Source organism: Paraperibacillus esterisolvens, assembly GCF_046237625.1.
Classification (GTDB): Bacteria; Bacillota; Bacilli; order Bacillales; family DSM-1321; genus Paraperibacillus; species Paraperibacillus esterisolvens.
In genome coordinates this window covers 1157998-1183778 of sequence record NZ_CP143545.1, presented here as the reverse complement: position 1 = coordinate 1183778, position 25781 = coordinate 1157998, and the positions used below count along the sequence as shown (strand labels likewise).

Below are 25781 nucleotides of genomic sequence, written 5' to 3'. Positions count from 1 at the left end.
TTCTATGGGCGCTGTATACCTGGCACCATACTATGCATAATCCCCATAAAAAAACTGCAGGCACGCCCCATTCAAGCTCGGCATGCCTGCAGTCAGGCCAGGATATACCTGGAGTTTTCTGCTGATTATTTTAATTTTTATAAGTCCTGGAAGGCAGACTTATCCAATAGAAGCAGCAGTAAAAATAGTCTTAGAATTTAGCTGCCAGTGCGCGTGCTTCGTCTGAAGCAGCCGCAGTGATTTCTTCAGCTTTTGAAGGGTCAAGGTTGACGCCCTCAATCAGGACGGTTTGTACATTTTGTATGCCAATGAAGCCCATCACTGTTTTAAAGAAGCTTTCTGTATGCTGAACTTCAGCAGCAGGTCCTTCAGAGTAAATGCCGCCGCGTGCTTCAATCAGTGCCACCGCTTTATCTCCTGCAAGGCCGACAGGTCCGTTCTCTGTATACTTGAAGGTTTTTCCAGCAACACACAGGGAATCCAGGTATGCCTTCATAAGCGGAGGATAGCCAAAATTCCACATTGGAGCTGAGAATACAACTTTATCTGCAGCCAGGAACTGGTCGACTAATTCAATCAATCTACCTATCTTGGCATTTTCTGATGATGTCAATTCTTCCCCGGCTGCCGCTTTGCCCCAGCCATTCAATACTTCACGGTCAATTAAAGGAAGGTCTGTACTGTATAAATCGAGAATTTCTACTTCATCGCTGGAATTTGCTTCTTTATACGCTCCCACAAACTCATTGGCCACCCGGGCTGAAAATGAGTACGCATCTTCTTTAGGATTAGCTTTTACATATAATAATTTTGTCATTCTGCCACCTCTATCATGATATTAGTATCTAAGATTTATCTTCAAGATATTTATCTCGAATACAAGATATATGATATAAAAGGAGTGTGCGAATGTCAAGAAAACTGACCCGAATAATCCGGCTTCTTCGTGGCTGGATTATTTGGGTCAGTTAAATGTCTATGCTGTGATCGCTGCTCAACGTTTTAGCGAAGCCTTGAAAACCGTCAGCTTCCTTGCTGTATCCTTGCTATGCCTTTCCAGATTTTTCAGGTCCGGGGTATCCTTCTTTGCCTCAGCAATCAATGGATATAAACTGGATTCAATATCCCTGTATACAGCCGGGTTCATTTTTTCCACCTTTTTTTCAATGCCATCCCATGCCGTTTCAATGCTGATGCCTATTTTATTTATACTTTTTGCTGATTTACCGGTATTGATTTCCTTGTCGAGTTCTAAAAGCAATGCGAGTATGGATTCTGTAACCATTTTGATTTCTCCCGCGGTCTGTCCTGCAGTTACAGTCGCTGCCGCCTGATACTCTTTCCCATACACGTCTGCATTGACAGCCATGCTGCCACAGAATGCAGTAATAACTAAACCAGCCGAAATCAGGCTTCTTTTCATGATAAAACCTCCCTGGATAAATGTTTTTTTACTATCCCCAGAGAGGCCGCTTTTTATTAAGGGCCGGGCGTGGCAGAGCAAATCAGGTTCTTGTTTTTTTAAAAAAACCATACTATAATTTAGTCAGAAAAGTCCGATAATAAGGGACTTGTTCCATTATATTTCATGTTTGGAGGATATTTGAAAATGACTGTAACAGGCAGGGTGAAGTGGTTTAACAGTGATAAGGGATTTGGCTTTATTGAAGTGCCAGGGGGAAATGATGTATTTGTCCATTTTTCCGCCATCCAGGGAGAAGGATTCAAGACTCTTGAAGAAGGCCAGGAAGTTGAATTTGAAATTGAGGAAGGCAGCCGCGGTCCTCAGGCTAAAAATGTCGTGAAGCTATAATTCCCGCATCGTGAAAGGCCGAAATGAGGGTATCCCAGGATCCAAGGGATACCCTCTTAATTTGGGCTGAATTCGGAAAATAAGCTGCCGGTTTTAAAGTGGTGCCGCTGTACCTTCGTCCCTAATCCGAAGAAGTATCATAATTCCGATCAAGGTAAGAATCATCATCGAACCAAGTGCAAGCCTGGATGCAAGGGTTCCGTAGTTTGAGAAAATCAGCGTGATGGTTCCATACAGGAAGGGGCCGATGATGGCTGATACCTTGCCGGAGAAAGCAAACAGCCCGAAAAACTGTCCCCGCTTCTCATGAGGTGTCAGCTGGACGATCAATGTCCGCGACGTCACCCACATGGAACCGAGGGATACTCCGAACATACTCCCGGCAATCCAAAACCAAAAGGCATTCTGAGCAAGGACAGCCACAGCGAGAGCCGCCAGCAGCAGGACCGACACATACAGGATAGATCTTCTGGCTCCCTTTGCTTTTGTTATATAGCCAAAAATAAAGGAACCGATAATGCTGGACACAGTAGAAACTAAATAGAGAAGAATGAAGGCTCCGGAAGAAAAGCCGACGACAGCCCCTGCGTAAACGGCCATCATGGCAATGGTAGTCGACAGTGCATCATTGAGGAAGAAATACGCAATCATAAAGGTGAAAATGTTCCGGTACTTCTTCATTTCCTTAAAGGTAGATGCTATCTCCTTATAGCCGGACAAAAATCCTGAGCGTTTTACAGACGGGGTTTCCGTCTTTTCTTTTATGAAAAAGAATAGGGGAAGTGAGAAAAGAAGGAAAAGAATCGCAGTTGGAATGAAGGCATCTTCATTGCCGCTCTTGCCTACGAACGGATAGACAGCGAGCCCGACAAGCGTACCGATATACCCTACAGCCACCCCAAATCCTGAAATAAGCGGAATATCCTCTTTTTTCCCAAGATCGCCTATCATTGCATCATAGAAAACGAGGCTGGAATGGTAGAAAAACTTGGCGAGCACGAAGAAGACAATGACCAGCCCAAGTGATGCCGGCAGGCCCCCCCAGTCCCCACCCGGACCCCATTTGCCAGAGACGCCCATAAAAAAAGTACAGCCGACAGCAGCAAGTGTGAACGGAATGACATATTTCTTCTTCCTTCCTGTCCTGTCTATCATGACCCCGTATAAGGGAGAGAACAAAACAAGGAACAGACTTGCCGCTGCATTTGCATAGGAGATGAAGGTGCTTGCTATCTGATCGAGAGCTGCATTACTGCCGATTGTTTCCTGAATATAGAAAGGGAAAAAGATCGTATTAATGTTGGAAGAAAAAATGGTATTCGCAAAATCGTACAGAGCCCAGGAAACAATGGGCAGGGTGAAGAACACACCAAGCCTCCGCTTAGGCGCCGCTTCCTCAAACCTCACTTTCGGTTCCATGCTTTATCCTCCTTGGATTGTTTATTATCTATTTCCATAAAGGAAGCCCGAACTCCTTTGTCTGCTGAAAATTTCCCTCCTTCCATGCTGGATGAACTCTGCCTTTACAACCGGCTTAATCTTTATGGACTGATATCACTTCTCCCAGTCTATGTTTTTCCAGGCCTCATGATGAAAGGCCCTGATTCTTTCCACGATTCTCAATTCTTCACAATTGGCCTTTTGAAGCTTCGCCAGTGTCTTCTTCTGTAACCTTAAGACTTTTTCTTATCGGTTAACTGGTCTGGGGCAAATTGTTCAATCTCAGGATATTTGCCGGCCCCAGCCAAAAAGAGAGCAGACTCCGCTCGAAGTCCGCTCTCTTTTTTGGCATTCTGCCTATATTCTGTTTTCCTTTATCAGTGAAGGAAGGTCTTGAATGGTGTTGATCAAGATATCAAGCTTCGTCTCTATTCGGTACAGCAGATATAATGAAACAACGATAGGAAAACCAACTTCACTGATAAAAGAGATCAAAGCTTCCAAACCGGATCCCCTCCCTGGTTTCTAAAAAGGAGGCCCGGCCCCGGGAACCAGGCTCTCCTCTTCAAGGTTTAAGTTAATTCAAATTCCTGGACAGAACGGTCGATGATCCTTGCAGACTTTTTCCCAGCCAGATCTCCGGAATTAGTCATGAATATATTGGCGGCCACGACTGAATCCATGGCCCGCTTGACTGCATTTACATCAGCAGGCTCCCTGGGATCCTCAATATTGATCCTCGACTCTTTTCCCTCAGCTGTCAAAAAAATCAGTTCCAATGTCTTTGCCATGGTTTAACTTCCTCTCATTCAATGGTTTTTTGATTAAATATTGATGCTTTGCAGGTCCTGTCTGTTAACATCGACCAGTGGGAACTTACTGAGTCCCGCTAATGCCTGGGCGGTCTCCAGAAGCTGGTCAGGCGTAGCTGCAGGCTTAACATGAGGAAGAGTCTTCTTTTTGAAAACCGGTTCGTTTTTGTCGTTCATCCCTGTCTGCAGTGTATACTGCAGTGAAGAAGTTACTAGTGATTGGTTTGCCATTTGTTCACCCCCTTTCACTCTATATATAAAGGGGAGCAGACAAAAAAGGGTCGTCAAATCAAACAAAATTTCATTAAATTTTCTTTATCATACTGCCATATAAAAAGACTGCAGGCAGCCCCCGATTCAACGGGGCTGCCTGCAGTCTTAAATACTTGGATACACTGACTCAATTCATATATGAAGGCTGGAGGGATTCAATAGGTTATGTATTCACCTTATATGATATATAGTAAAATCATGGGTGCAAAATGCAGACTAAAGCTTTTCTCCTTTTTTATCAGCAAGAACCTGATAATCTTTTTTTCCAAGGAGATTCGCGAACATTTTTTTGCGCGACATCACTTTTTCCGCTTTGATTCCCTTGTTCAAGAGTCCTTTAATAACATCATTGACTTTTGGCATAAGTATTTCCCTTCTATTTCCCTTAGAGAATTGCAAATGAGATACTTTGCATAATAAATAAAATTATATGCCTCTCCATTTTAAAATGCAAACCCCTCCAGAACCGGTGATCGTGCTGCAGCCCGCAAGTTTATTGGCTTTTTCAGCATAAAGTCTAAAAAATAAAAAATTATGGGGCGTGATTTTTTTTGGATCTATTGCATGATATGTTTATGAAAATAATAGGCTCGGGTGCTGAAGCTGCTACTCATACCCCAGTCATTATTGCTCACAGGGGCGCTTCCGGTTATTGCCCGGAAAATACACGGTCAGCTTTTCTGAAAGCGATTGAAATGGGAGCTGATTCCATTGAACTGGATATTCAGCTCAGTAAGGATGGACATCTAGTGGTCATCCATGATCCTTATCTGGGAAGGACAGTGGATGGGAAGGGCAGAATACGGGATTTCCTTTATTCCGAGCTTTCTCTCCTGGACGCCGGGAGCTGGTTTGGCCCGGCTTTTGCAGAAGAACGAATTTTGAATCTTGAAGAAACATTGGAACTGCTGGACGGGAAAGCAGACATCTTAATAGAAATAAAAAAGCCCCGCCTTTATCCCGGTATCGAAAAAAAATTAGCACAGGCCTTAGAAAAGGTCAGCCATTCCAAAGTCATCGTACAGTCGTTTGATCTGGGCACAATGCAGACATTCAAAATGCTTTGTCCCCATATACAGGCCGGTCTGCTTATTAAACGTTATCCGTGGATATGGACCCTTAAAAGGCTGAAGGGCATTTCCGCATCCATTCAGTACATTAACCCGAAAAGGAACATTGCCGGCAGCCGGCTGATCAAAAGGATCAAAAGAGCAGGACTCCATGTGTTTGTATGGACGGTACGGGACCGTGAAGAAGCACACAGGCTGGCGTCTTTAGGTGTCGACGGCATCATTACAGATTTCCCGGATCTTTTAAAGTTGAATAAGTAACGTGTGAAATGGATAGACTTGAGCCATATTCAGAAGAAATGGGAGGATATGGTGAAGGGTCTATTTTTTATTAATGATAGAATGCCATTGGAGGGCTGCATCAGCCTCCAGGAAAGTAAAAGCAGGCAGCTGAGTGCCTCACTGTCGTTTATCCTTGAACATGATCTCGAGATTCTCAGACTGAATCCCTTTCAGGTTAATGACTTTTATACCCTCCCCCATGCCATGCTGTTTGACTTGAATCTTACAAGTGCAAAGCCTGATTTTCTTTTGGTGTACTCCGCAGAGGCTCTGCATAAATTCCAGCATGTTTTTCCTGAAGAATGGGAAAAGCTGCACAACCGCATCCCTGCAGTGTTACAGTGCCGGATATGAGTTCTATATGCCAAAATGAAAGCTGCCCCATTCCGGGACAGCTTTCATAATTTTATTGTTTATTCTGCCGGGCTTTTTTCATACCTTTCAGCAGAAAGCCGCCTTTAAATTTCCGGGGTTCATAGGATATGATGAAAGCTCGGGGCTCATATGTTTCAATGATGGTCATGAGCTCTTTCTCACGATCCCGCCGTGTCAGGATATCAAGCTGATACCTAATCCCGTCCCTGCCTTTTCCTTCAAATACAGTGACACCGAAACCAAGTTCCCTCAGTTCAGCTATCAGCGCTTCATTATTATTGGCAAGTTTTACGTTTAAATTGGTGTAGCCTATTGCAAGCAGTGATTCAACATATCCGCCAATAAGGATTCCCAGGCCAAAGCCAACGGCATAGACGACCATCGCGATCCCGCTTTGATCACCCGAAAAGACAAGTGAAAGCCCGAATACATAAATCAGTGATTCAACCATCCCAAACAAGGATGAAAACAGAGTCTGCCCTTTTACCATAAAAATGGTCCGCAGTGTGAGGATGGGTACATATACCAGTTGCAGTATTAATATTAAGATAATTTCCTTCAAGGCAAGCCCTCTCCCATAGATGATGCTGACATAATCAGTTTTACAATAAAACCATAACATATTTTGCATGTTTTTTTAACAGCACTTTTTTCCTTGTTTTTGCTTATTTCGCTCCATAAAACGAAAAAGGAATACCAGGCTGAAGTTTGGCCTGTTCTGTAGAAACAGGATTGATATATTCCAATTTTTTCATTATGATAAATAGAAAATGGGAGATTAACAGAATGATAAGACAATTATCAGACAGAGACCATGAAGCTGTTTCTGTGCTCCTTAGACAAGAGCCTGCCTTTAATTTATTCATAATCGGGGATATCGAGGCCTTTGGGTATAGCGCTCCTTTTCAGGATATTTGGGGCGAGTTCTCAGCTAATAATGAATTGATCAGTGTATTGCTGCGTTTTCATGACTCCTACATAATCTATGGACCAGCAAGCCTCGATGCAGCAGGATTTGCAGAGCTGCTCCCAAAGGACAAACCTCTCAGCATTTCCGGGAAATCTGAGACTGTGGCGCTATTTGAAGGGATAGACTGTCTTCAGCTTGGAAATAAAAAAGAGATGTACTTTGCTGAGTCCAGCGAGCTGCCCCGTGAAGTACTCACTCAATCCGGTAAGATAAAGGAAGCTGGGCTGGTTGATGTGGATAAGATTATGGAGCTGAGACGAGCTATTCAGGAATTTGACGCAGATGAAGCAAGCCGTAAACTCCTCACTCAGTCCATGAAGTATAAAACAGGGAGAACCTTTTATTTTGAGGAAGATGGCAGGATTATTGCAAGTGCCTCCACAGCTGCCGAGAATTCTATGTCGGCCATGATTATGGGCGTATGCACCCACCCTTCCTTTAGAAATAGAGGGTATGCAACTCAAATATTAAAGCAATTGATAGCTGAATTCGTTGTTCAGCAAAGCAAAACGCTGTGCTTATTCTATGACAACCCGGAAGCCGGCAGGATTTACCGCAGGCTGGGTTTCAGAGAGATAGGAAAATGGACGATTTACAGATGAAAGGGAATGGGTTTGTGGACTTTTTTAAGAAATGGAAGAAACCTATGCTTTTCCTGATTGCCGCAGGCATTCTTTATTGCGGTTTTCTTCAATTTAAGATGAACCAATATGCAAATGCTGCCGTACCAGAGAAAGCAGATTACATCATCATACTCGGAGCCAGGGTAAAAGGGACAACTCCCAGCCTATCCCTTCAAAAAAGGATTGATGCAGCTCTTCCCTATTTAAAGATGAACAGAGGAACCATGGTTATTGCTTCTGGCGGAAAGGGCCGCGGCGAGGATATATCCGAAGCACAGGCCATACAGGAAGCCTTAGTAAATGCTGGCATTGAAAAGGACAGGATCATACTTGAAGACAGATCCACCACTACCTGGGAGAACTTCAGCTTTTCAAAGCCGCTGATTAAGGGGAATGGCAGAAAAATAGTGTGTGTGACCAATTCTTATCATATTTACAGGGCGGTGCTTATGGCGGAAAAGCAGGGGCTCCATGTCACTGGCCTGGCGGCAAAGACGCCGATTGAATCTGTTCTAAAATCATATGTTCGGGAGTATCTGGCCATAACGAAGTATAAGGCAGCGGGGGAAATATAAAAAGAGGCTGGAAGGCCAGCCTCTTTTCATATTATTGAACTAATTTAACAAGCATGTGAGAAAGGGCATGGCGCTGTTCTTCATCGCCGGATTTCCACAGCTGCTGAAGCAGATATTCTTCTCTGTTGCGCGGCTCTTCATGCTCTGCGAGATAGCCGGCAACTTTGTCTGTTAATTTTGCAAGCTGTTCTTCGCCCAGTCCCAGTTTTTCACCTTTTGATACTTTATCATGCAAATAAGATTTGAATGTATCAAAGCTTGACATGATATCGTCTTTCTTTTCCTCGCTCATGTTGTTTAATTTGGATTCTACTCTTCCTTCAGCTTCTGAATTCCCATTTAATTGGCTCATTATTAACATCTCCTTTTTTGAAGTTATATACTTAATATCCCATTTTTCAATGCCTCAAACATTGTACAAATATTAAATTAACATTGTACAAACTTTTTGAAACTAAGATTCAGCCTTAATGCCCGCCCGGCAGCCTGTTAATAAGTACTCAAGGACTCCTCGGTCTGACTCAGCAGGCAGCCAGTATTTTTCCTTATACCGTTCCGGCCCTTTTCCCGACAGAAGTACCACATCCCCTTCCTCCACTTGTCCCCAGGCTTCTTCTATTGCCAGTGTCCGGTCAGCGATAATTTCGGCTGTGATGCCGGCTGATTCTGCCGCTTCTATCAGCCCCTCTATTTCCTGATCTGCTGACAGTCCATTCCGGTCGTCCCCAGTCAGAAGAATCCTGCTGCTGTATCCGGCTGAAGCCTCCAGCATTCTCTTCCGCTTTGAAATATCCCTTCCGCCGCGGAAGCCCAGGATATGAATGATCCTTTTTGCACCCATTTCTTGTATCGTTTTAAGGCAGGCTTCGATTGCGTCTTCAGTATGTGCATAATCAATAACAAATATACCGCCGGACGGCTGCCTGAAAATCTCGAAGCGGCCCGGCACACCGCTGAATGATGCCATGGCAGAAACGGCCAGATCAACGGATATCCCGGCTTCAACACAAGCAAGTATGGATAAGGCGGCGTTATACACATTATGTATGCCGGGCATATTCAGATGGACAGAATATTCTGCCCCGCCCATAAAAAAGGTAAATCTGCGTCCGTCAATTCTCCCAAGAGATAAGTCAGAACCCCTCCTGCCCAGAATCTTTACTGCTGCATCTCCTGTTTCAAGCTGCAGTGCGAGTCTCTGTCCATACGGATCCAGTGTATTGATAACAGCTCTGCCCCTTACTTTTAAATAGCTGAACATTTTACTTTTAACCTGGAAATATTCTTCCATGGTATGATGATAATCGAGATGATCGTGTGAAAGATTGGTGAACAGCCCTAAATCGAGCTGAAGTCCCTCGATCCTTGATTGATCCAATGCATGTGACGAAATTTCCATAACTATAAACTCATCTCTGCTTTCAGCAAGCATTTCCTGGAGCTTGAGCGAATTTGGTGTTGTATTTTCAGGAGAAAGTTCAACCTCATTTATTATGTAGGAAATCGTCCCGATCAATGAACAGGTTTTACATGCAGTCTTCAATATATGCCGGATCATATAAGAACAGGTGGTTTTGCCGTTCGTGCCGGTGATCCCAATGATTTTGTGGTTTTCGGATGGATAGTTATAAAAAGCGGCGGCCAGTTTTGCCAGGGAATTGCGGCTATCCTCGACCTGGATATATGGCACTTGCAGGGAGAGAGGCTTTTCCCCTATCACAATCCCCGCCCCACGTGAGACAGCTTCTTCAATATAGTCATGACCATCCACAACGTATCCTGAAATGGCCACAAAAGCATCTCCCTCTTTGATCAGGCGAGAGTCAATCTGCAGTCCTGTAATATCCAGCCTGTCTGCTTCTGTATCAGTCAATATGCATCCTTGAAGAGCATTTCTCAGCCCGGTCATATTCATTATCCTGTCTCCTTACAAATTACTTAAAAAAAGGCTGTTTTCACATATTTTGCGGCTCTTTGACAAGAAAGTTGATTTCCGCTGCAGGCACACGCTTCCCAAGGGGCGGACGGTGAGCCTCCCCGGCATTACTACCTGCGGGGTCTCATCCTTACGCTGCTTCCGCATAGTCTAGCTCGCTCCTGAAGCCGGGTCCACTTTGCTTATCAATTTAATCTCCATACAGATAACAACAATTTTTTAGAAAAAAGCCTAAAAAAATGTGCTTATTTGTAAGATAAGCACATCCAATGAAACTATACCCGTTTAAAGATCAGAAAAACTGGCTCAGATTACCCCTTATCCTTACAAAATAAACCTGAATTTCCCTATTAACTATACAAAAGACCTAAAAAAAGAGAACCCATGCCTAGGCTGGTTCTCCTTTTGATAGTGACCGCCACTTTATGCATTCCGAAACAAATTCTGCAAAAAGGGCATTCATGACTTCGTCTGTTTTAGCCATATCTTCAGGATGCCATTGAACTGCCGACATCCATCCCTTGCTGAAATCCCTGGATTCAACGGCTTCAATGATTCCATCGGTGGCGGAAGCAGTAACAACAAGTTCGTCTGCAATTTTTTCTATCGCCTGGTGATGAAAACTGTTCACACGGATAACATCCCTTCCTGCGGCACGAAACAGACGGCTATTCCGGTCGATGGAGATGCTGTGGCTTGCGCTTCCTCTGGGAGCCAGCTGTGTATGCTTGATTGACTTGGGCCGCTCGCTCTCAATATCCTGGATGATTGTCCCGCCCAATGCAATATTCAGCACCTGGATTCCCCGGCAGATGCCAAAAATGGGAATCCCCCGCAGCCTCGCATGGCGAATCATGCCAAGCTCCGCTTCATCTCTGTCCGGAACAACCTTTCCAAGTTTCGGATGCGGCTCCGCTCCGAAATAATAAGGATCTACATCCTCCCCGCCGCTTAAGCAAATACCATCGCAGAGCTCTACCATCCCTTCTGTCAGCCCTGCTGGACCAGACGGAAGTACAACCGGTATCCCGCCTGCTGCCATGATGGATTCTGCATAGCTGTAATGGAGATATATAGAGTCAAACCCGGATATGTTCATCGTAGTGGCAGAAATCCCTATAATCGGCTTATTCGTGTTCATGATACTTCCCCCTGTGCTTATTCTTTTTTCTCGTTTACTTTCTTCTTATTTAAGGAATATATAAAAAGACTGAACTAAGAGGAGATGAAGAAAATGAATCAAGAAGAACTAAAATCAAAGGTTATGGAACTGCTTGAAAATAATAAAATCGGTACGCTTGCTACTGTGCAGGACGGCAGGCCCCATTCAAGATACATGACCTTTTTCAATGAAGATTTGACGCTTTACACACCAACGAGCAAAGAAACCTCTAAAACGGACGAAATTGAAAACAATCCATATGTGCATATCCTGCTTGGCTATAATGGTGAAGGCTACGGGGATGCCTACCTGGAGATTGAAGGAAAAGCATCGGTAAGTTCTAAAGAAAGCCTGAAGGATGAATTATGGAAGGAGAATTTTGAAAACTGGTTTGACGGCAAGGATGATCCCGACTATGTGGTACTTGAAATCAAGCCTGAGTCGGTAAGGCTTATGAATATCAAAGATAAGGATCCGCAGACACTGAAACTTTAATTAATGTATTTCAAAGAAAAAGGGATACCCTCCCTTTTTCTTATTCTATGCTTCCTCTGGCCGTTCACCCCTAAGAAGATCATTGATCGTCAGTCCAAATGTCATCTCAAGGTGGGGATAATCCTTGAATCTCACCCAGTCTCCCCCCCATTCAAAGCCTATATCCTTGGCAATAGCAGCCACTTCGAACCAATCAGATTTATCATTTCCATTTCCATCATAATTTATATCCCAAATAACCTCGCCGCCTTTGTTTCTTATAGCATAGTCAAATGCCAGCCCAAAGTTATGGAAGGATTCCCCTCCTTTAACATGGGTGACTATATTCCCGGGTGCACCACGCCCTTTTTCATATAATTTATTCTGCTCCTCCACACTGCGAAAATCATCGGTTATAACCATTTCAATATCCCTTTCGGCTGCAAGAGCAATTAATTCATCCTTCTTTTCCTTTACTGCCGGATGGAGTTCAGTTGGAAGGTCTGATTCATCAAGTGCAGGAGCCTTAGATAATTCAGGCCTTCCCATTCCGAGGTATGATGCAAGCCAGAAGGCCAGGGCAATAAGCAGGAGCAGCCAGATCAGAGTATTCTTGACTTTCACTTTGGTTAATTCCTTTCATGCAGTTAAAATATGTATCTACCATTTTATCACCTATGCACGGAACACAACAAGGGCCCCGCACATAGGGGCCCTAGAAATGATAATTATTTGCAATTCGATCCGCTATCAAATCATACCCTTTGTCATTGACATGCAGCTCATCAAAAAAGTATTCGTCCTTCTCTTTATCTTTGAACAGATTGTTTGTCGGAATGTAGGCAACATTCCGCTTATGTTTGGCCAGTGAATATACAGATTTGTTCCAATCATCAATATAATGTTCAATCTTCCTTCCGCTTTCCGGGTATGGATTATATAACCCGATAAGGATAATGGGAACATCCTGATTCAGTGTCTTCACTCCGTCGATCATATGATCCAGGTTTTCCAGATACTCTTTTTTGGCAGCACCTGCACGGTCAGGCGAAAGGTGCATGAGATGGTGCTCCTTGGTGCTGTTGACAAGATCATTAGTGCCGATAAAGATGATAACGTAATCAGAATGGGCCACAGACCTTGCCAGCTTCGGTTCTGCCAGCCTTTTTATCAGTCCGCCCGATTCCAGACCGACAATGCCGTAGCTTTTGGTTCTATACACAGCCTCGGCATGATCCCTATTCAATTGTTCCTCCAGTGCATCCGTATATCCATTGCCCTTTGCATCACCCAGGCCATATGTCAGTGAATCACCAAGGGCTGTGATTACCTTTTCATCCTTTTCCTCGTCTGGCTGGTTCATAATATAAGCACCAATCAATGCTATGGCCAGCAGCATAGGCAAAAAAATCCAATTGAACTTCTTCATGATGATTCCCCTCTATGTGGATTAAATAAAATTCAGTTAGAGTTTCTATTTACCCACTTCGCCTGCCTTTCTAACTCAGAAAAAATCTTTCGGCCCTGGGCGCGCGGATGCATTGCCGTCAGGCCTTAAAAAACTCCGTCTGCCTGGATGTTAAAAAGCCGAGTCTGCCGGCAGCAAACGCTGTCGACTCTTCCATGAATAAAGTGACTTCCTGATTCCATTCCTGTACAAAGCAGGTTATGTTGAATTCCATCGCATAGCATGTTTGGTCCCTGACCGGGTATTCTCCGCGAACCGGTACATTTCCCTGGAGGTCATAAAGTCCAAGGATCGGACCGGCACCATGGCAATGCACCCCGATTGGATGAGAGTAAATCATTGCTTTAATACCCTCACTCTCTGCTTCCGCCATGCTGTCATGAAAAATTCTGTTCCCTGTTTTCCCCTCGGCAAAATTCGCTGAAATGATATCCTCTAGCCGGTTTGCAATTGAAATGGCCTTCTTGAGCCCTTCCGGCGGTTCGGTTTCACCAGGCTTCAGGACATATGCAAGCAATTGTGTATCTGTGGCAAGGCCCAGGTAATGAAGGCCAAAGTCCAGATGAACAATATCTCCTGGAAGGATGATTGTTTCCATGCGTGTGTTCCCTTCCCCCTGCCTCTGGACATCAACTGTCGGGCAGAAAGAAGTTTTCAAGCCCAGATCATGAACTCTTTGCCGTATCCACTCTACCATATCCTGAGTATGTGTATTTCCAGGTATAATGGTTCCTGTTAGAGCTTCAACGGCAATTTCCCTTGTAAGCCAGGCAATTTGCCTATAGACCGCAAGCTCCCTTTTTGTCCTTGTTTCCAGCCATTCCACTGCCATTGCTTCAGAACTCATGATTTCTGTATCAGCCTGGCTTTTCAGGGCTTCCCTTATCTGTTCGAACAGAGAATGAGTGGCACCGTCACAGACGGCATGGACACTGGAAAAGTTTAGGGCTGCGCGCCCGGGGGAACGTTCTTTTACAATTCTGCTCAACGCCTCAAACTGGGTTTCCCGGGACACCTGCCAATCTCTTTTATAGCAGGGCTCCCATTTCGGATCAGAATGGAGGGCCAGCCTCTCGACCCTTCCGTCATCAGTCCTGGAAAAAACGAGGATGGTAAGCCGCCTTGAACTGTCTATCGCTGAGGGAAAAAAAGTCTCGAACAAAGGATCTTCATTATATTCCCTCGCGGCCATGATCCACATATCCGCTTTATGCCTTTCCATAATGCCCGGCAAGAAATGATCAAGCCTTTCCATCAGCTGCCCATCGGTAAATTCAGCCCTTTTCTTCAGGGAAAGGATGCCGAGTTCTTCCTTTGTCCTCCATTCCTTCATACAAAACCGCCCCTTTTTTCTAGGTTTTTTCGCATAAATTACAAGAAGGCTGATTACATCAAATGGCGCGCTTCCGCGAAAACGGGCGTTTCGCACCTTGCGCTGTAATCAACCTCATTTAGCCATGAAATTGCCTCACCGAACTTATAAAACAATAAACCCGTGTTCTTTAAGGAACTGCTGAAAAGCTCCATGCAGCGCGGGGCTGTATAGGATTGCCCGCCTTATCAGCAGCTTCAATTTCCACTGTATGTTTTCCTGCAGGGAATAACTTTGCGGGCTTATAGATTACCTCCCCTGTTTTACTATTATATTTAAACGGCTGTGACTTTCCATCCAGTTTAAGAATCAGGGAACCGGCATCGACTCCCGTCCCGCTGTCTTTTATGACCGCTGAAATAACCGGGGTGCCCGCTTTCACACTGCTTCCATTTGATGGTGTGAACCGGGATGGAGAGGGCCCGGTAACATCCTCCGCAGAGCTTGTATAGATGGCCCTCAGCTGGTCAAAATAGACAACTCCTTTATTTTTATTCGCACTGCTTGTCTCGACGATATAGATCTGTTTGATTTTAACCGGCATCGCTGCTCCAGCCGGTATGGATGCATACACATGCTTCCAGCCTTCCCAGTTCAGCTTTCCCTGGCCAGTAAAATCCACAGTAAATGGGGTGCCTTTACCGTCGGTGAGCGAAGCTCTTAGCCAGTGATTCCCCTTATCTCCATAGAGCCATAATCCTAGCTTTGCCGGTTTGCTTGGAATCTCAAGGCCTGCACCGGTTTTGCCTTTAAAGTTTATATATACAGCCGAAGATCCTGGCTGGTCTGTGAAATCATAAGCCAGCGAAACTGCATGTGTTCCTTCCCTTACCGGATTCGGCCTGCTAGTCAGTACCAATCCTGAATTTTTTGCCTTTATGGCAGAATGCGAGATTCCCGTGGTGCTTTCAAATCCATTTAATACAACAGGGGCCTTGCCTACATTTAAGGAAACTTCTGATCTAATTTTTCCATATGATACGCTGATTTTTCCGGACTGCACGGTCCTGCCTGCAGAAAGAATGCCTTTTGAATCTATTTTTCCGATATTCCCTTTGGTCTCCCATTTTAACAGTTCTGGAGACAGCAGTACTTCTCTCCCAGATTTATCATAGCCTCTTGCCGTAAATGCCTGCCTGCTGCCAGGGTTGATTACAGCATCCTTCGGGGATATGGAGAGGCTAGCCAGTTCCTTGACCACTTCAATGTTTATAACTTTAGAAATGCTGCCGCTGCGTGCGGTCAATTTTCCCTTCACTGCCTGGCTGCCGGCAGTAAACGCACCGCTTCCATCCACCCTGCCCAATCCATTGGCAGTGGACCAGATGACCTTTTTTGAATCGATGGTTATTCCATTATAATACTTGTCCTGCCCCTTCAGCCCTATGACAGTCTTGGATCCGGCCAGTATTTTGATAGAATCCCCCCTAACAGGAATGATTCTTGCCAAAGGCGCAAGAGGTGCGGTTGAAACGACCATCAGGGTATTGGATACAGACCGTTCATATCCATCAGATGGCCTGTTCAAAAGAGACAGGCCGTTATTCCCCGGCTCCCTGAGAGTGTAAGTGGTCGAACCGCCGCCATCCATATTCATGGCATTCCTCATTCCCTTTTTGGCCAGATACAAAGCACCTTCTTCAATCGTGACTCCATTGCTGTACCCTGGCTGACGGCCGTCAAAGGAAGTAATGTACAGCTTTCCGCCTTTCTCTGAAATGAAGGTGCGGGGATGCCTTTCGGCGTCATCCTTCTTTGCCTCCTCAGTAATCCTGCCATCCTGAATCATCAGATCCCCGCCGGAAATGGCCTGAAACGCCTTGTCCATACCGCCGCTGTATGTAATTTGGAATTGCACTTTGCTTCCCGCATCCAGGTTTGCAAGCAGCCAGTCTGCCTGTTTCCCGCTTGCTGACATCACCCATTTCCCTTCGGGTATGACCGTATCATCCCCTGGGGCAACTCTCTCTACTTCTGCTGTCAGCCCTTGCCCGGGAGCAAGAAAATCCTTGTTTGGCTTCATAATGAATTCTGTTTCTTCCCCGGAGGTTTTAGTCGAATAGCTGAATTTAGACGTGAATAGGATAATGCTGTCTTTCTGGGTTTCTTTGTTTCTCCCTCTGTTTATTCCATTTAATATTTTACTTCCTGACACACCTGAGATCGTGACCTTGCCAGTCATCTTCACTCCCGGTACAATATAGGCCTCCCCGCCGGTTGTTATGCCAAGAACACTCTTAGATGTCCCTGGAGATGTAATGATTTCGCCATTCGTAATCTGCAGCCCGATCGGCTGGCCTGTATAAGGGGCTGCAGTTTTATAAAAATCCCCGTTTACCCCCGCAATCACTCTGTGCCCGCTGCGGTCAATCTGCTTTGCCTGGCTCCTCACTGTATCCAGTCCGAGAACCCTGTCCCTCCCTGAAACGGTCTGAAGCTTTATATATGGATTTTTAGGATCCACTTCCAATGTATTGACAGCCTCTATTTGATTTTCCCCCTTCAGCGTATAACTAGAATGAATGACTCCGGGGCCTGCTTCATAACCGGCATTTTTCACAGCAGAATATGCATTCAGGTCCACAGCCCTCACTTTTATATCCACACTTAGAGGCAGCAAAGAAACTATCAACAGCACTGCAGCAGCTATCTTTATAAATTTTGAAATTCCCTTTTTACTCTCAACTCTCACCAGTTTACCTCCATAATTAATCCTTATAGTAAAATATGACTCTTTTAATTGATAATTTTACCAGAAAATCAGGACGAAAAGTGGATCGCTTTAAATTTTTGGATAATTTTGTATGATTTTATCTGCTAGTTGTACTATGAAGGATGAATTACCTGAGCAGAGGGAATCAAGAGGTGATGCTCCAATGGCTGGAGTGAAAAGAAAATAAAAATCAGGCCATAACCAGCCTGATATGTTTATAGAGATATTTATCATATAAATGAATTATTGAGCGGGGGTGAAAGATAATCCCTCAATTCTGCAGCTGTCAATTGCAACTAATTCACCCGGCAGTTCAACACTGTCCCCGGTACCGGTAATGAAAGCTGAAAGCTGCCCAGCAATCACCACTACGGATGCTGGTAAAAAGGAAGGGACCCGCAGCTATGTCAAATACACACTCGTACCTGGAGTTAAATCTTTCAGTTTGCTGCATACACAATCTTTAAGGCTGCATTTCTGTTGAACAGCTGCTTCACTGCATACAACCCCATTATGACAGCTCATTTTCTGTTCCGCTGCGGAATCGGCTGTCCTCCACAATATAATCTCCTGGTAAACTCAAATATATTAGCAAGGACTTTATGAGCAAAATATATGACAATATTAAAGGCTGAACAAGCAGAGCTGTCCCGGGAACGGGACAGCTCTGCTTGTTCAGCTTGTGATGTGTTGATACAATACCTTGCCGATACGGCTTATGGCCTCTCTTCCATCTTCCTTTTTCTGAAGACGATCTGTCAGGACGGCGGCATAAGCCCTTCTATCTCCATAGGAGAAAATGCCGCAGTCATGTTCCGCCCCTGGCAATTCGCCAGTTTTATTGGCAGCATGCACTTTTTCCAGATCCATCCCGGAAGGCAGCTTATCTATGAACTGCTGGCTTTGCATGATCTTCATGGCTGCCGCACTGCTTTCCTGTGATAGATAGCTTCCTTCACTAAATGCTTTCAGACAAATAACTATATCTTGAGCGGTTGTGAAATTGTCCCGTCCTTCATTTATGGCATCCCAATCCATCATTTTCCTGGAAAGGACAGTATCCTTCATTCCTGCCTCCAGGATCACTTTGTTTATTTCATGGAAGCCTATCAAATCAATCATCATGTTTGCGGCCGTATTATCAGATACAATGATCATGAGCGCCAGCAGATCCTTGACCGAAAGGGAGGTTTCTTCTGATAAAATATGGAGAACTCCGGCACCGCCGGCCTTTTGCGAAAGGGGGATGTTCATTCTGCGGCCGAGCGGGAGTCTGCCCTGCTCATTCAAGCGGAAGGCAGCAAGCATAATAGGGAGCTTGATCAGACTTGCAGCCGGCATGACAGCTCCGCCGTTCCACACAGCTGCCGCCCCGTCGATCTCTATATAAGCTGCGATCCTGCCATCCAGCTGTTCGGAAGCAGCCTGCAGGCAGGATTCAAAGTCAGCCATGGAATTCTTTCTCATGCTCATATCTTTCACCGGGAAGCAGCTTTTTCCAGTTGCTCTCTTCCTTCCATGATTTCACTATTGTATAAATGGCAGGCAACATAATGCCTGTTCTCCGCTTCCTGCCACCGGGGCTTGATGCGGGCACAGACCTCCATGGCCACCGGGCATCTTGTCCGGAATACACATCCGCTCGGAGGATCAATCGGACTTGGCAGTTCACCCTTTAGAATAATTCTTTCGCGGGAGTCTTCCACATCCGGGTCAGGTATCGGGATGGCAGACATTAACGCCCTTGTGTATGGATGGAGCGGTTCTTTATAAAGACTGCCGCTGTCTGCAAGTTCAACCAGGCTCCCAAGATACATCACTCCGATGCGGTCGCTGATCTGCTTGACCATGGACAGATCGTGGGCAATGAACAAAAATGTTAGATTCTTTTCCTTTTGCAGCCTCTTCAGCAAATTCACCACCTGCGCCTGGACTGATACATCGAGGGCTGAAATAGGCTCATCCGCTATGATGAACTGCGGATCAAGCGCCAGTGCCCTCGCTATTCCTATCCTCTGCCTCTGCCCGCCGCTGAATTCATGCGGATAGCGGTTCGCATGATCCCGGTTGAGCCCTACATCTTCAAGAAGCTCATAGACCCGCTGTGTTCTTTCTTTTTTGTTGCTGAAAAGGCCATGAACCTCCATAGGTTCTGAAATGATTTCCATTACCGTCGAACGGGGATTCAGGGAAGCATAAGGATCCTGGAAAATCATCTGCATTTTCCGGTAAAAAGCAAATTTCTCTTTTTCACTCAGTGTGTGAATATTCTTTCCTTCAAATAACACTTCCCCATCAGTCCGGTTGTAAAGGCCCAGGATGGTCCTCCCCGCTGTGGATTTACCGCATCCTGATTCACCGACAATTCCAAAGGTTTCACCCTTCAGAATATCGAAGGACACGTCATCAACTGCCTTTAATACTTCCTTTTTCCCAAGCTGGAAATATTTCTTTAAATTTCTGACTTCCAACAGCGCCTGCCCATTCATTGATTATCCCTCCGTCTCTCTCCCATAACGCCTGGCTGCACATAATTCCTTTTCATAGATGGTTCCGGCCATATCGATAATCTCAATGCTTTTCCCTGTGTTCGGTGAATGCAGGAGCTTTCCTTCTCCATAATAAATACCCACATGGTGGACGTTCCCTTTTCCTTCTTCATAGGCAAAATATAATAAATCACCAGGCTCAAGCTTATCCAAATCTATCTCTTTCCCTGTATTTAGCTGATCATGTGCATCCCGGGGGATTATATGGCCATTTGCCTTGCACATGGTGTAGCTGAAACCGGAACAATCATATCCATAGCTGCTCATCCCGCCCCATAAATATGGAAGTCCGACAAATTGTTCTCCGCATGCCGCTATATCGCTTCCGCTGCCTTTTGTCCGGCTGTCCACCGAGGCATAAATCGCTATGTCACTCCTCTGCAATTGACCTTCACCCAAAGGAGTCAGCACAGTCACCTTATCGCTTTCTTCCGAAAGTACTGGCAGGGCAGTTTGATATGAAATCTCAATTTCTCCTGTTTCAAGCCTCAGGACGGCTTTTTTACTTTGGACAACCGCAGCCGGACGATTTCCTGCGTCCCATGTTTCAAGCTCTGCAAGCTGGACTTTTGGCACCCAGCCCGGATAGCCCCTGCTGTCTTTGGAGGAAGGCTGATTTATGCAGATAACATGGGCCCATTCCTTTTTTTCTTCGGTCACCAAAACCTCTTCACCGAACAGAAGCTGAGTCTGCACAAGATTTTCATTACACAGCCCAAGTCTTGCTTCATAGTCAAGACCATCCAGCCAGCCTTCCAGCTGGACCGGATTCGTTAATGCCTTCCGATCGATTTCCCTGGCTGAGTCCGGCTGGGTCCAGACAGTTGCCGCAGGAACATTTACCACCCATTTACTCATGATAGACTTCCCCTTCCTTCTTCAGAAAGACCCTTGATGCCAAGTCCCGGAGCTTCCGGGAACGAAATGTTTCTTCCATTATATTCAATGCCTCCCTCTGCAATATCAAAGGAAAGCAAGAGCGGCGCATCAAAATCATATCTCGTTATATTCTTTTTTGAGGCCGCAAAGTGCGCTGCAGCTGTCAAACCGATCTTGGTTTCAATCATGCTGCCAACCATGCATTCAACACCGCAGCTTTCCGCAAGCACATTGATTTTCTCTGCGTGATATATGCCGCCAGCCTTCATAAGCTTGATATTGATCAGGTCGGCACTTCTTGTCTTCAGAACCTCAAATGCCTGAAGCGGTGTAAACACACTTTCATCTGCCATGATAAGGGTCTCCACCCCGTCTGTTACCTGCTTCAAACCTTCTATATCCGCTGCATGGACCGGCTGTTCCACAAGCTCAATATCAAGTCCCGTGTCTTCCATTTTGCGGATAATCCGGATAGCTTCCTTTGGAGACCAGCCCTGATTGGCGTCCAGCCTGATCTTTACATCATTTCCGGCAATTCTTCTGATTTCCCTGATTCGTTCAAGATCTGAATCGGCATCCTTGCCTACCTTGATCTTCAGGACATTAAATCCCTGCCGGATGATGGAATCCGCGTCTGCGGCCATCTCTGCCGCACTATTGACGCTTACAGTAAAGTCAGTCTCCACCTCACTGCGGAATCCCCCGAGATACTGATAAAGCGGGAGTCCCGCATTTTTTGACAGGCAGTCGTATAAAGCCATATCCACAGCCGCCTTGGCACTGCCATTCCCGATCATAAGGGCATGCATCCCCTGGAACAGAGCTTCATAGTTCAACAGATTTCTATTCTGCAGGTAAGGCTTTAATACCGAATGGACTGCCGCTTCAATAGATGGGAGGCTTTCTCCGGTAATGACATGGGTCGGCGGAGCCTCCCCCCATCCTGTTACTCCATTGTCACATGTGATTTTGACGATGACTGTATCTGCCGCTTCCACTGTCCTGAGCGCCGTCTTAAAGGGCTTGACAAGCGGGACCCTGGCCCTGTATGTTTCTAACTGAATCATTTTCATGTTTATTCCCCTTTAATCATCATGACTGTCAGTCTCCTCTATGGCCGTTAAGAAACCCCGCTCTCAAAGGCAACTGACTTATCTCTAGTATCCAGCAACGCATGTACGCCAAGCGGCACGGCATAATGCGGCGAACAATGCCCGATTAAAAAGCCCTTCAGACAAGGCTTGCCCGCAAGCTTGAAGTAATGGTCCAATACTTCATCAAGAGACAGGGACAGCTTTCTCTCGGAAACGCAATTGTTGAAATTCCCGATTACAAATCCAGCCGCCCCTGTCAGCCGCCCAGCCATATAAAGCTGGTTCAGCATGGAATCCACTGCCCTTGGCTCTTCGTTGATATCTTCTATAAGCACTATTTTATCCTTGGTATCAATCTCAAAGGGCGTGCCTATTGAACTGGCCATTAAAGATAAATTGCCTCCGCAGAACAGTCCCTCCGCCTTCCCTTCAACAAGTGTTTCAAGTCTGGAAATTTGTTCTGAGTACACAAAACCTTCACCATTGAATAATTGTTCGAAGGAGGCTTTTGAATCCTGATGCACGTCCTGCTTGCCAATATCAGAAGCAAGCATCGGTCCATGGAAAGTCACCAATCCGGTTTCTTGATAGATAGCCGTATGGAGGAAAGTTATATCGCTGTAGCCCCAGAAAATTTTGGGATGCGCTTTAATAATGGAATAGTCTATTTCGGAGGCAATTCGAGCCGTCCCGTACCCTCCGCCGGCACAAATGACTGCCTTCACTTCATCATCGAGGAACATTTCGTGCAGGTCCTCGAGCCGTTCGGCATCAGCCCCTGCAAGATAGCCATATTCTTTTTTTACATACCGGCCCATTTTGACCTTAAGGCCCAATCCTTCCAGAAAAGACAGCGACCGCTGGAGGCTTTCCTGATCCGGCGGGCTTGCCGGCGCGATTATCCCCACACAATCCCCAGCTTGAAGGCGTCCTGGTTTTATTGACATGAGACTGCACTCCTTTTCATGTATCTTGCATTATTTCCAGCACCTGCTGTCATTGCTAATATCCTGGCTCCTGGAGAATCTGGTTGAAGCAGGAGGAACAATTTAACGGGCTCTCATAAACAAACAAACTGTCAGAAAGCTGTTTTTGCATATAGTATGACTATTGAATAATAAAGGGGATTTCCGCTCCACTTGCTTATCAGCTGAATATCCCCCCGGAACTTGCTGAAAAATCCTCTGTAAAAGAGGGATGTTCCGGCGAACATCCCTCCAAGCATTAATTCTTCTTATCCGCCCATTTCAATTCCATATATCCTACAGGGTGGCGTACAATTCCTTCAACTTTATCGCTCTGTAAATAAGAATTGTTATAGAAATATAATGGGAAGATCGGGGCTTCGTCCATCAGCAGCTTCTCAGCCTTGTACATCAGCTCGAAACGCTTCTTTTCATCTGATTCTGACTTGGCATCACGGATTAGTTTGTCATACTCTTTATTGCTCCATCCAGTCCGGTTCATGGCAAGTCCGGTAGTGAAGTTTTCCAGGAAGTTGATCGGGTCGCTGTAATCAGCCAGGAATGAACTTCTGGAAAGCTGGAATTTAAGCGCAGTCTGTTCTTCCGTGAATACAGCCGCTTCCATATTGGCAAGCTTCACATCGACCCCAAGGTTTTTCTTGTACATTTCCTGCATGGCTTCTGCTATCGCTTTGTGTGTATCGCTTGTGCTGTAGTGAAGAGTCACGGCAGGGAGCTTGGAATATCCTTCTTCTTTAAGACCTTTGGCCAGAAGGGACTTTGCTTCTTCTACATTTGTCTTAATAAGGTCGCCGCTTGCTTCACGGAAATCCTTGCCGTCTGGATCCTTGAAGCCATAGGCTACAAAACCGTAGGCTGGCTTTTCTTTATTTTTTGTTACGAAATCGACGATATCCTGCTGGTTTACAGCAAGGGCAAACGCTTTACGGATATTTTCATTCTGGAACGGTTCCTTTGTTACATTAAAACGGAAGAAATACGTTCCAGCCTGTCCTGATGATTTAACTTTTCCGGATTTATGAAGCTCTTCTGCGTTATCCGGGGGTACACTGGAAGAATCAAGCTTGCCGGTTGTAAACATTTGATATTCCGTATTGGTATCACTGATAATGTCCCAATGTACTTCATCCAGCTTCACTGACTTGGAATCCCAATAATTCTTGTTTTTCGCCATTACAAAATTGCTGTCATGCTGCCAGGATTTTAAGGAGAATGGCCCATTTCCGACAAATGAATCTGCTTCAGCGAACCATTTAGGATTTTCTGCTGCCGCCTTTTCATTGATCGGGAAGAAACAAGGATTTGTAATGACACTCAGGAAGTAAGCCTGCGGGCTTGTCAGTGTCACTTCAAATGTCTTATCATCCACTGCCTTGATCTTTACATCTTCTTTCTTGCCTTTACCAGAATTATAGCTTTCTGCTCCTTCAATGAAGTTTGCAAGAAAAGCAGCGGGCGAACCTGTCTTTGGATCCATCAGGCGCAGCCAGGAATAGACAAAGTCAGAAGCCTTCAAATCATCCCCGTTTGACCATTTTGCGTCCTTGCGGATATGGAAGGTATAAACCTTGCCATCACCTGAAACATCCCATTTTTCAGCTGCCGCTGCTTTTGGTTCATGAGATTCGTCAAGGCGGGTAAGTCCTTCCATCAGGTTGTTCAGCGGATTCCAGGAAACCGCATCGAATCCCTGGGCTGGGTCAAAGGATGTAGGCTCAGTGCCATTATTGAGATTCAGCACCTTTTTCCCTCCGCCTTTTTCTTTATTTCCATTTGTGTTAGATTCCGTCCCCGCATTTTCCTTAGCGGTACATGCAGCCATCGTAAAGATTAAAAGAGCAGCCATTATCATTGTTAAAAGCTTCTTCATGCATTTTCCCCCTCTTTTTTTTTACAGCATACATTTATATGTTCTTACCTTGCTGCCAGAATTGCCTTTGCCCTTTCATCTTGAAGCCAGCAGTCCACCCTGTGTCCGCTGTTTGGTTCTGTCTGATCCGGATAGAGCCGGTCACAGACATCCATGGCATAATCGCACCTGGCTGCAAATGGGCAGCCGGCAGGGGGGGCAAATAAATCAGGCGGTGAGCCATTGATCGGGATCAATTCTGCTCCCTCTGCGTCAAGCCTTGGAACGGAATTGAGCAGTCCTTTTGTGTAAGGATGCTGCGGATTATAAAAGATGTCCCGCCTGCTGCCTGTTTCCACTATTTTTCCTGCGTACATGACCGCTATCCTGTCTGCCACCTGAGCGACCACTCCCAGGTCATGGGTGATTAAAATGATTGATACCGCCGTTTTCCTCTGAATCTCCTTGAAAAGCTCTAAGATTTGGGCCTGAATGGTGACATCCAGGGCAGTAGTAGGTTCATCGGCAATCAGCACTTCAGGCTCGCAGACAAGGGCCATCGCAATGACTATCCGCTGCCTCATTCCTCCGCTGAATTGATGGGGGTACTGCTTTAGCCTCGCCTCCGGACTTGGTATGCCTACTAAATTAAGCATTTCGACAGCCGCCAGCCTGGCCTCGGAACCAGTGATCTTCCTATGCTGCCTGATTCCTTCCGTAATCTGCTCACCGACTGTGAGAGTCGGATTAAGGGCAGTCATGGGATCCTGGAATATCATCGATATATCTGATCCGCGGAGCTTCCGCATCTCCGGCTCCGAAACCTTTGTAAGATCACGCCCCTTATATAGGATCGACCCCTCTGCTATCCGCCCGGGGGGCATGGGAATGAGCCTCATGATACTCTGGGATGTTACGCTCTTTCCGCATCCCGATTCACCAACGATTGCCAGGGTCTCTCCTCTATGGAGGTCAAAGGTTACCCCTCTGACTGCTTTCACTTCACCGCCAAATGTTGTGAAGGAAACATGAAGATCTTTTACTTGAAGTACAGCCTCATTCATTG

The 25781-nt window shown here is 45.6% G+C and carries 28 protein-coding genes; 6 read left to right on the top strand and 22 right to left on the bottom strand.

Annotation, left to right across the window (positions count from 1 at the left end):
- Positions 1 to 190 precede the first annotated feature (190 nt).
- On the bottom strand, positions 191 to 817 hold the full coding sequence (locus V1501_RS06045) for an FMN-dependent NADH-azoreductase (RefSeq protein ID WP_409291933.1): 627 nt from the start codon (positions 815 to 817) through the stop codon (positions 191 to 193).
- A gap of 177 nt (positions 818 to 994) precedes the next feature.
- Positions 995 to 1423 (bottom strand): hypothetical protein, encoded by a 429-nt coding sequence (locus V1501_RS06040; protein ID WP_409291932.1) that lies wholly within the window; start codon positions 1421 to 1423, stop codon positions 995 to 997.
- Positions 1424 to 1609: 186 nt separating this feature from the next.
- On the opposite strand from V1501_RS06040, the gene V1501_RS06035 reads away from it, so the two are divergent.
- Positions 1610 to 1813, top strand: a complete 204-nt coding sequence (locus V1501_RS06035; protein ID WP_409291931.1) for a cold-shock protein — start codon at positions 1610 to 1612, stop codon at positions 1811 to 1813.
- Between the two features lie 93 nt (positions 1814 to 1906).
- Here V1501_RS06035 and V1501_RS06030 read toward each other — a convergent pair whose 3' ends face one another.
- The 5 genes from V1501_RS06030 to V1501_RS06010 all read right to left on the bottom strand — a co-directional run bounded on the left by V1501_RS06030 (position 1907) and on the right by V1501_RS06010 (position 4701).
- Positions 1907 to 3232 carry an MFS transporter gene (locus tag V1501_RS06030; RefSeq protein WP_409291930.1) on the bottom strand — a complete coding sequence of 442 codons (1326 nt, stop codon included), beginning with the start codon at positions 3230 to 3232 and terminating at the stop codon, positions 1907 to 1909.
- Between the two features lie 378 nt (positions 3233 to 3610).
- Complete coding sequence (locus tag V1501_RS06025) at positions 3611 to 3757, bottom strand: YvrJ family protein (protein WP_409291929.1); 147 nt, start codon at positions 3755 to 3757, stop codon at positions 3611 to 3613.
- Between the two features lie 68 nt (positions 3758 to 3825).
- A complete protein-coding gene (locus V1501_RS06020) occupies positions 3826 to 4044 on the bottom strand; it encodes a DUF2922 domain-containing protein (RefSeq protein WP_409291928.1) in 219 nt (72 codons plus the stop codon).
- Positions 4045 to 4077: 33 nt separating this feature from the next.
- Positions 4078 to 4296 (bottom strand): DUF1659 domain-containing protein, encoded by a 219-nt coding sequence (locus tag V1501_RS06015; RefSeq protein ID WP_409291927.1) that lies wholly within the window; start codon positions 4294 to 4296, stop codon positions 4078 to 4080.
- 258 nt (positions 4297 to 4554) lie between these two features.
- The gene (locus V1501_RS06010; RefSeq protein WP_409291926.1) at positions 4555 to 4701 is read right to left on the bottom strand and encodes a hypothetical protein; all 147 of its coding nucleotides are present in this window, start codon (positions 4699 to 4701) and stop codon (positions 4555 to 4557) included.
- Positions 4702 to 4889: 188 nt separating this feature from the next.
- On the opposite strand from V1501_RS06010, the gene V1501_RS06005 reads away from it, so the two are divergent.
- Positions 4890 to 5669, top strand: a complete 780-nt coding sequence (locus V1501_RS06005) for a glycerophosphodiester phosphodiesterase (protein ID WP_409291925.1) — start codon at positions 4890 to 4892, stop codon at positions 5667 to 5669.
- A 51-nt stretch (positions 5670 to 5720) separates the two neighbouring features.
- A complete protein-coding gene (locus tag V1501_RS06000) occupies positions 5721 to 6044 on the top strand; it encodes a hypothetical protein (RefSeq protein ID WP_409291924.1) in 324 nt (107 codons plus the stop codon).
- Positions 6045 to 6096: 52 nt separating this feature from the next.
- On the opposite strand, the gene V1501_RS05995 is transcribed toward V1501_RS06000, so the two are convergent.
- The gene (locus V1501_RS05995; RefSeq protein ID WP_409291923.1) at positions 6097 to 6627 is read right to left on the bottom strand and encodes a DUF2179 domain-containing protein; all 531 of its coding nucleotides are present in this window, start codon (positions 6625 to 6627) and stop codon (positions 6097 to 6099) included.
- A 224-nt stretch (positions 6628 to 6851) separates the two neighbouring features.
- Here V1501_RS05995 and V1501_RS05990 point away from each other — a divergent pair, with 224 nt between their 5' ends.
- Both V1501_RS05990 and V1501_RS05985 read left to right on the top strand, forming a co-directional pair.
- Positions 6852 to 7637: a GNAT family N-acetyltransferase gene (locus V1501_RS05990; RefSeq protein WP_409291922.1), complete on the top strand. Its 786-nt coding sequence runs from the start codon at positions 6852 to 6854 to the stop codon at positions 7635 to 7637.
- Positions 7619 to 8233, top strand: a complete 615-nt coding sequence (locus tag V1501_RS05985) for a YdcF family protein (protein WP_409291921.1) — start codon at positions 7619 to 7621, stop codon at positions 8231 to 8233. Before V1501_RS05990 ends, V1501_RS05985 begins: the two co-directional genes overlap by 19 nt.
- A gap of 31 nt (positions 8234 to 8264) precedes the next feature.
- Here V1501_RS05985 and V1501_RS05980 read toward each other — a convergent pair whose 3' ends face one another.
- The 3 genes from V1501_RS05980 to V1501_RS05970 form a co-directional block, all read right to left on the bottom strand.
- Positions 8265 to 8585: a DUF3243 domain-containing protein gene (locus V1501_RS05980; RefSeq protein WP_409291920.1), complete on the bottom strand. Its 321-nt coding sequence runs from the start codon at positions 8583 to 8585 to the stop codon at positions 8265 to 8267.
- Between the two features lie 102 nt (positions 8586 to 8687).
- Entirely contained in the window at positions 8688 to 10148 is a 1461-nt protein-coding gene (locus V1501_RS05975) for a UDP-N-acetylmuramoyl-L-alanyl-D-glutamate--2,6-diaminopimelate ligase (RefSeq protein ID WP_409291919.1), read from the bottom strand.
- A gap of 409 nt (positions 10149 to 10557) precedes the next feature.
- Positions 10558 to 11310 (bottom strand): gamma-glutamyl-gamma-aminobutyrate hydrolase family protein, encoded by a 753-nt coding sequence (locus V1501_RS05970; protein WP_409291918.1) that lies wholly within the window; start codon positions 11308 to 11310, stop codon positions 10558 to 10560.
- Between the two features lie 93 nt (positions 11311 to 11403).
- On the opposite strand from V1501_RS05970, the gene V1501_RS05965 reads away from it, so the two are divergent.
- Positions 11404 to 11826, top strand: coding sequence for a pyridoxamine 5'-phosphate oxidase family protein (locus V1501_RS05965; RefSeq protein WP_409291917.1), 423 nt, complete (start codon positions 11404 to 11406; stop codon positions 11824 to 11826).
- Positions 11827 to 11871: 45 nt separating this feature from the next.
- On the opposite strand, the gene V1501_RS05960 is transcribed toward V1501_RS05965, so the two are convergent.
- From V1501_RS05960 to V1501_RS05910, 11 genes are all read right to left on the bottom strand, one after another.
- Positions 11872 to 12429 carry a M15 family metallopeptidase gene (locus tag V1501_RS05960; protein ID WP_409291916.1) on the bottom strand — a complete coding sequence of 186 codons (558 nt, stop codon included), beginning with the start codon at positions 12427 to 12429 and terminating at the stop codon, positions 11872 to 11874.
- 91 nt (positions 12430 to 12520) lie between these two features.
- Positions 12521 to 13234 (bottom strand): GDSL-type esterase/lipase family protein, encoded by a 714-nt coding sequence (locus V1501_RS05955; RefSeq protein WP_409291915.1) that lies wholly within the window; start codon positions 13232 to 13234, stop codon positions 12521 to 12523.
- 118 nt (positions 13235 to 13352) lie between these two features.
- The gene (locus V1501_RS05950; RefSeq protein WP_409291914.1) at positions 13353 to 14606 is read right to left on the bottom strand and encodes a M24 family metallopeptidase; all 1254 of its coding nucleotides are present in this window, start codon (positions 14604 to 14606) and stop codon (positions 13353 to 13355) included.
- A gap of 169 nt (positions 14607 to 14775) precedes the next feature.
- Entirely contained in the window at positions 14776 to 17337 is a 2562-nt protein-coding gene (locus V1501_RS05945; RefSeq protein ID WP_409291913.1) for a phosphodiester glycosidase family protein, read from the bottom strand.
- 696 nt (positions 17338 to 18033) lie between these two features.
- On the bottom strand, positions 18034 to 18831 hold the full coding sequence (locus V1501_RS05940; RefSeq protein WP_409291912.1) for a serine hydrolase: 798 nt from the start codon (positions 18829 to 18831) through the stop codon (positions 18034 to 18036).
- A gap of 5 nt (positions 18832 to 18836) precedes the next feature.
- Positions 18837 to 19847 carry an ABC transporter ATP-binding protein gene (locus tag V1501_RS05935; RefSeq protein ID WP_409291911.1) on the bottom strand — a complete coding sequence of 337 codons (1011 nt, stop codon included), beginning with the start codon at positions 19845 to 19847 and terminating at the stop codon, positions 18837 to 18839.
- A 3-nt stretch (positions 19848 to 19850) separates the two neighbouring features.
- Positions 19851 to 20765: an NlpC/P60 family protein gene (locus V1501_RS05930; protein WP_409291910.1), complete on the bottom strand. Its 915-nt coding sequence runs from the start codon at positions 20763 to 20765 to the stop codon at positions 19851 to 19853.
- A complete protein-coding gene (locus V1501_RS05925; RefSeq protein WP_409291909.1) occupies positions 20762 to 21859 on the bottom strand; it encodes a dipeptide epimerase in 1098 nt (365 codons plus the stop codon). The genes V1501_RS05930 and V1501_RS05925 overlap by 4 nt, the downstream gene beginning before the upstream one ends.
- 47 nt (positions 21860 to 21906) lie before the next feature.
- Positions 21907 to 22827 (bottom strand): LD-carboxypeptidase, encoded by a 921-nt coding sequence (locus tag V1501_RS05920; protein WP_409291908.1) that lies wholly within the window; start codon positions 22825 to 22827, stop codon positions 21907 to 21909.
- A gap of 277 nt (positions 22828 to 23104) precedes the next feature.
- Positions 23105 to 24736, bottom strand: a complete 1632-nt coding sequence (locus tag V1501_RS05915) for a peptide ABC transporter substrate-binding protein (RefSeq protein WP_409291907.1) — start codon at positions 24734 to 24736, stop codon at positions 23105 to 23107.
- Between the two features lie 44 nt (positions 24737 to 24780).
- The gene (locus V1501_RS05910; RefSeq protein WP_409291906.1) at positions 24781 to 25779 is read right to left on the bottom strand and encodes an ABC transporter ATP-binding protein; all 999 of its coding nucleotides are present in this window, start codon (positions 25777 to 25779) and stop codon (positions 24781 to 24783) included.
- Positions 25780 to 25781 lie beyond the last annotated feature (2 nt).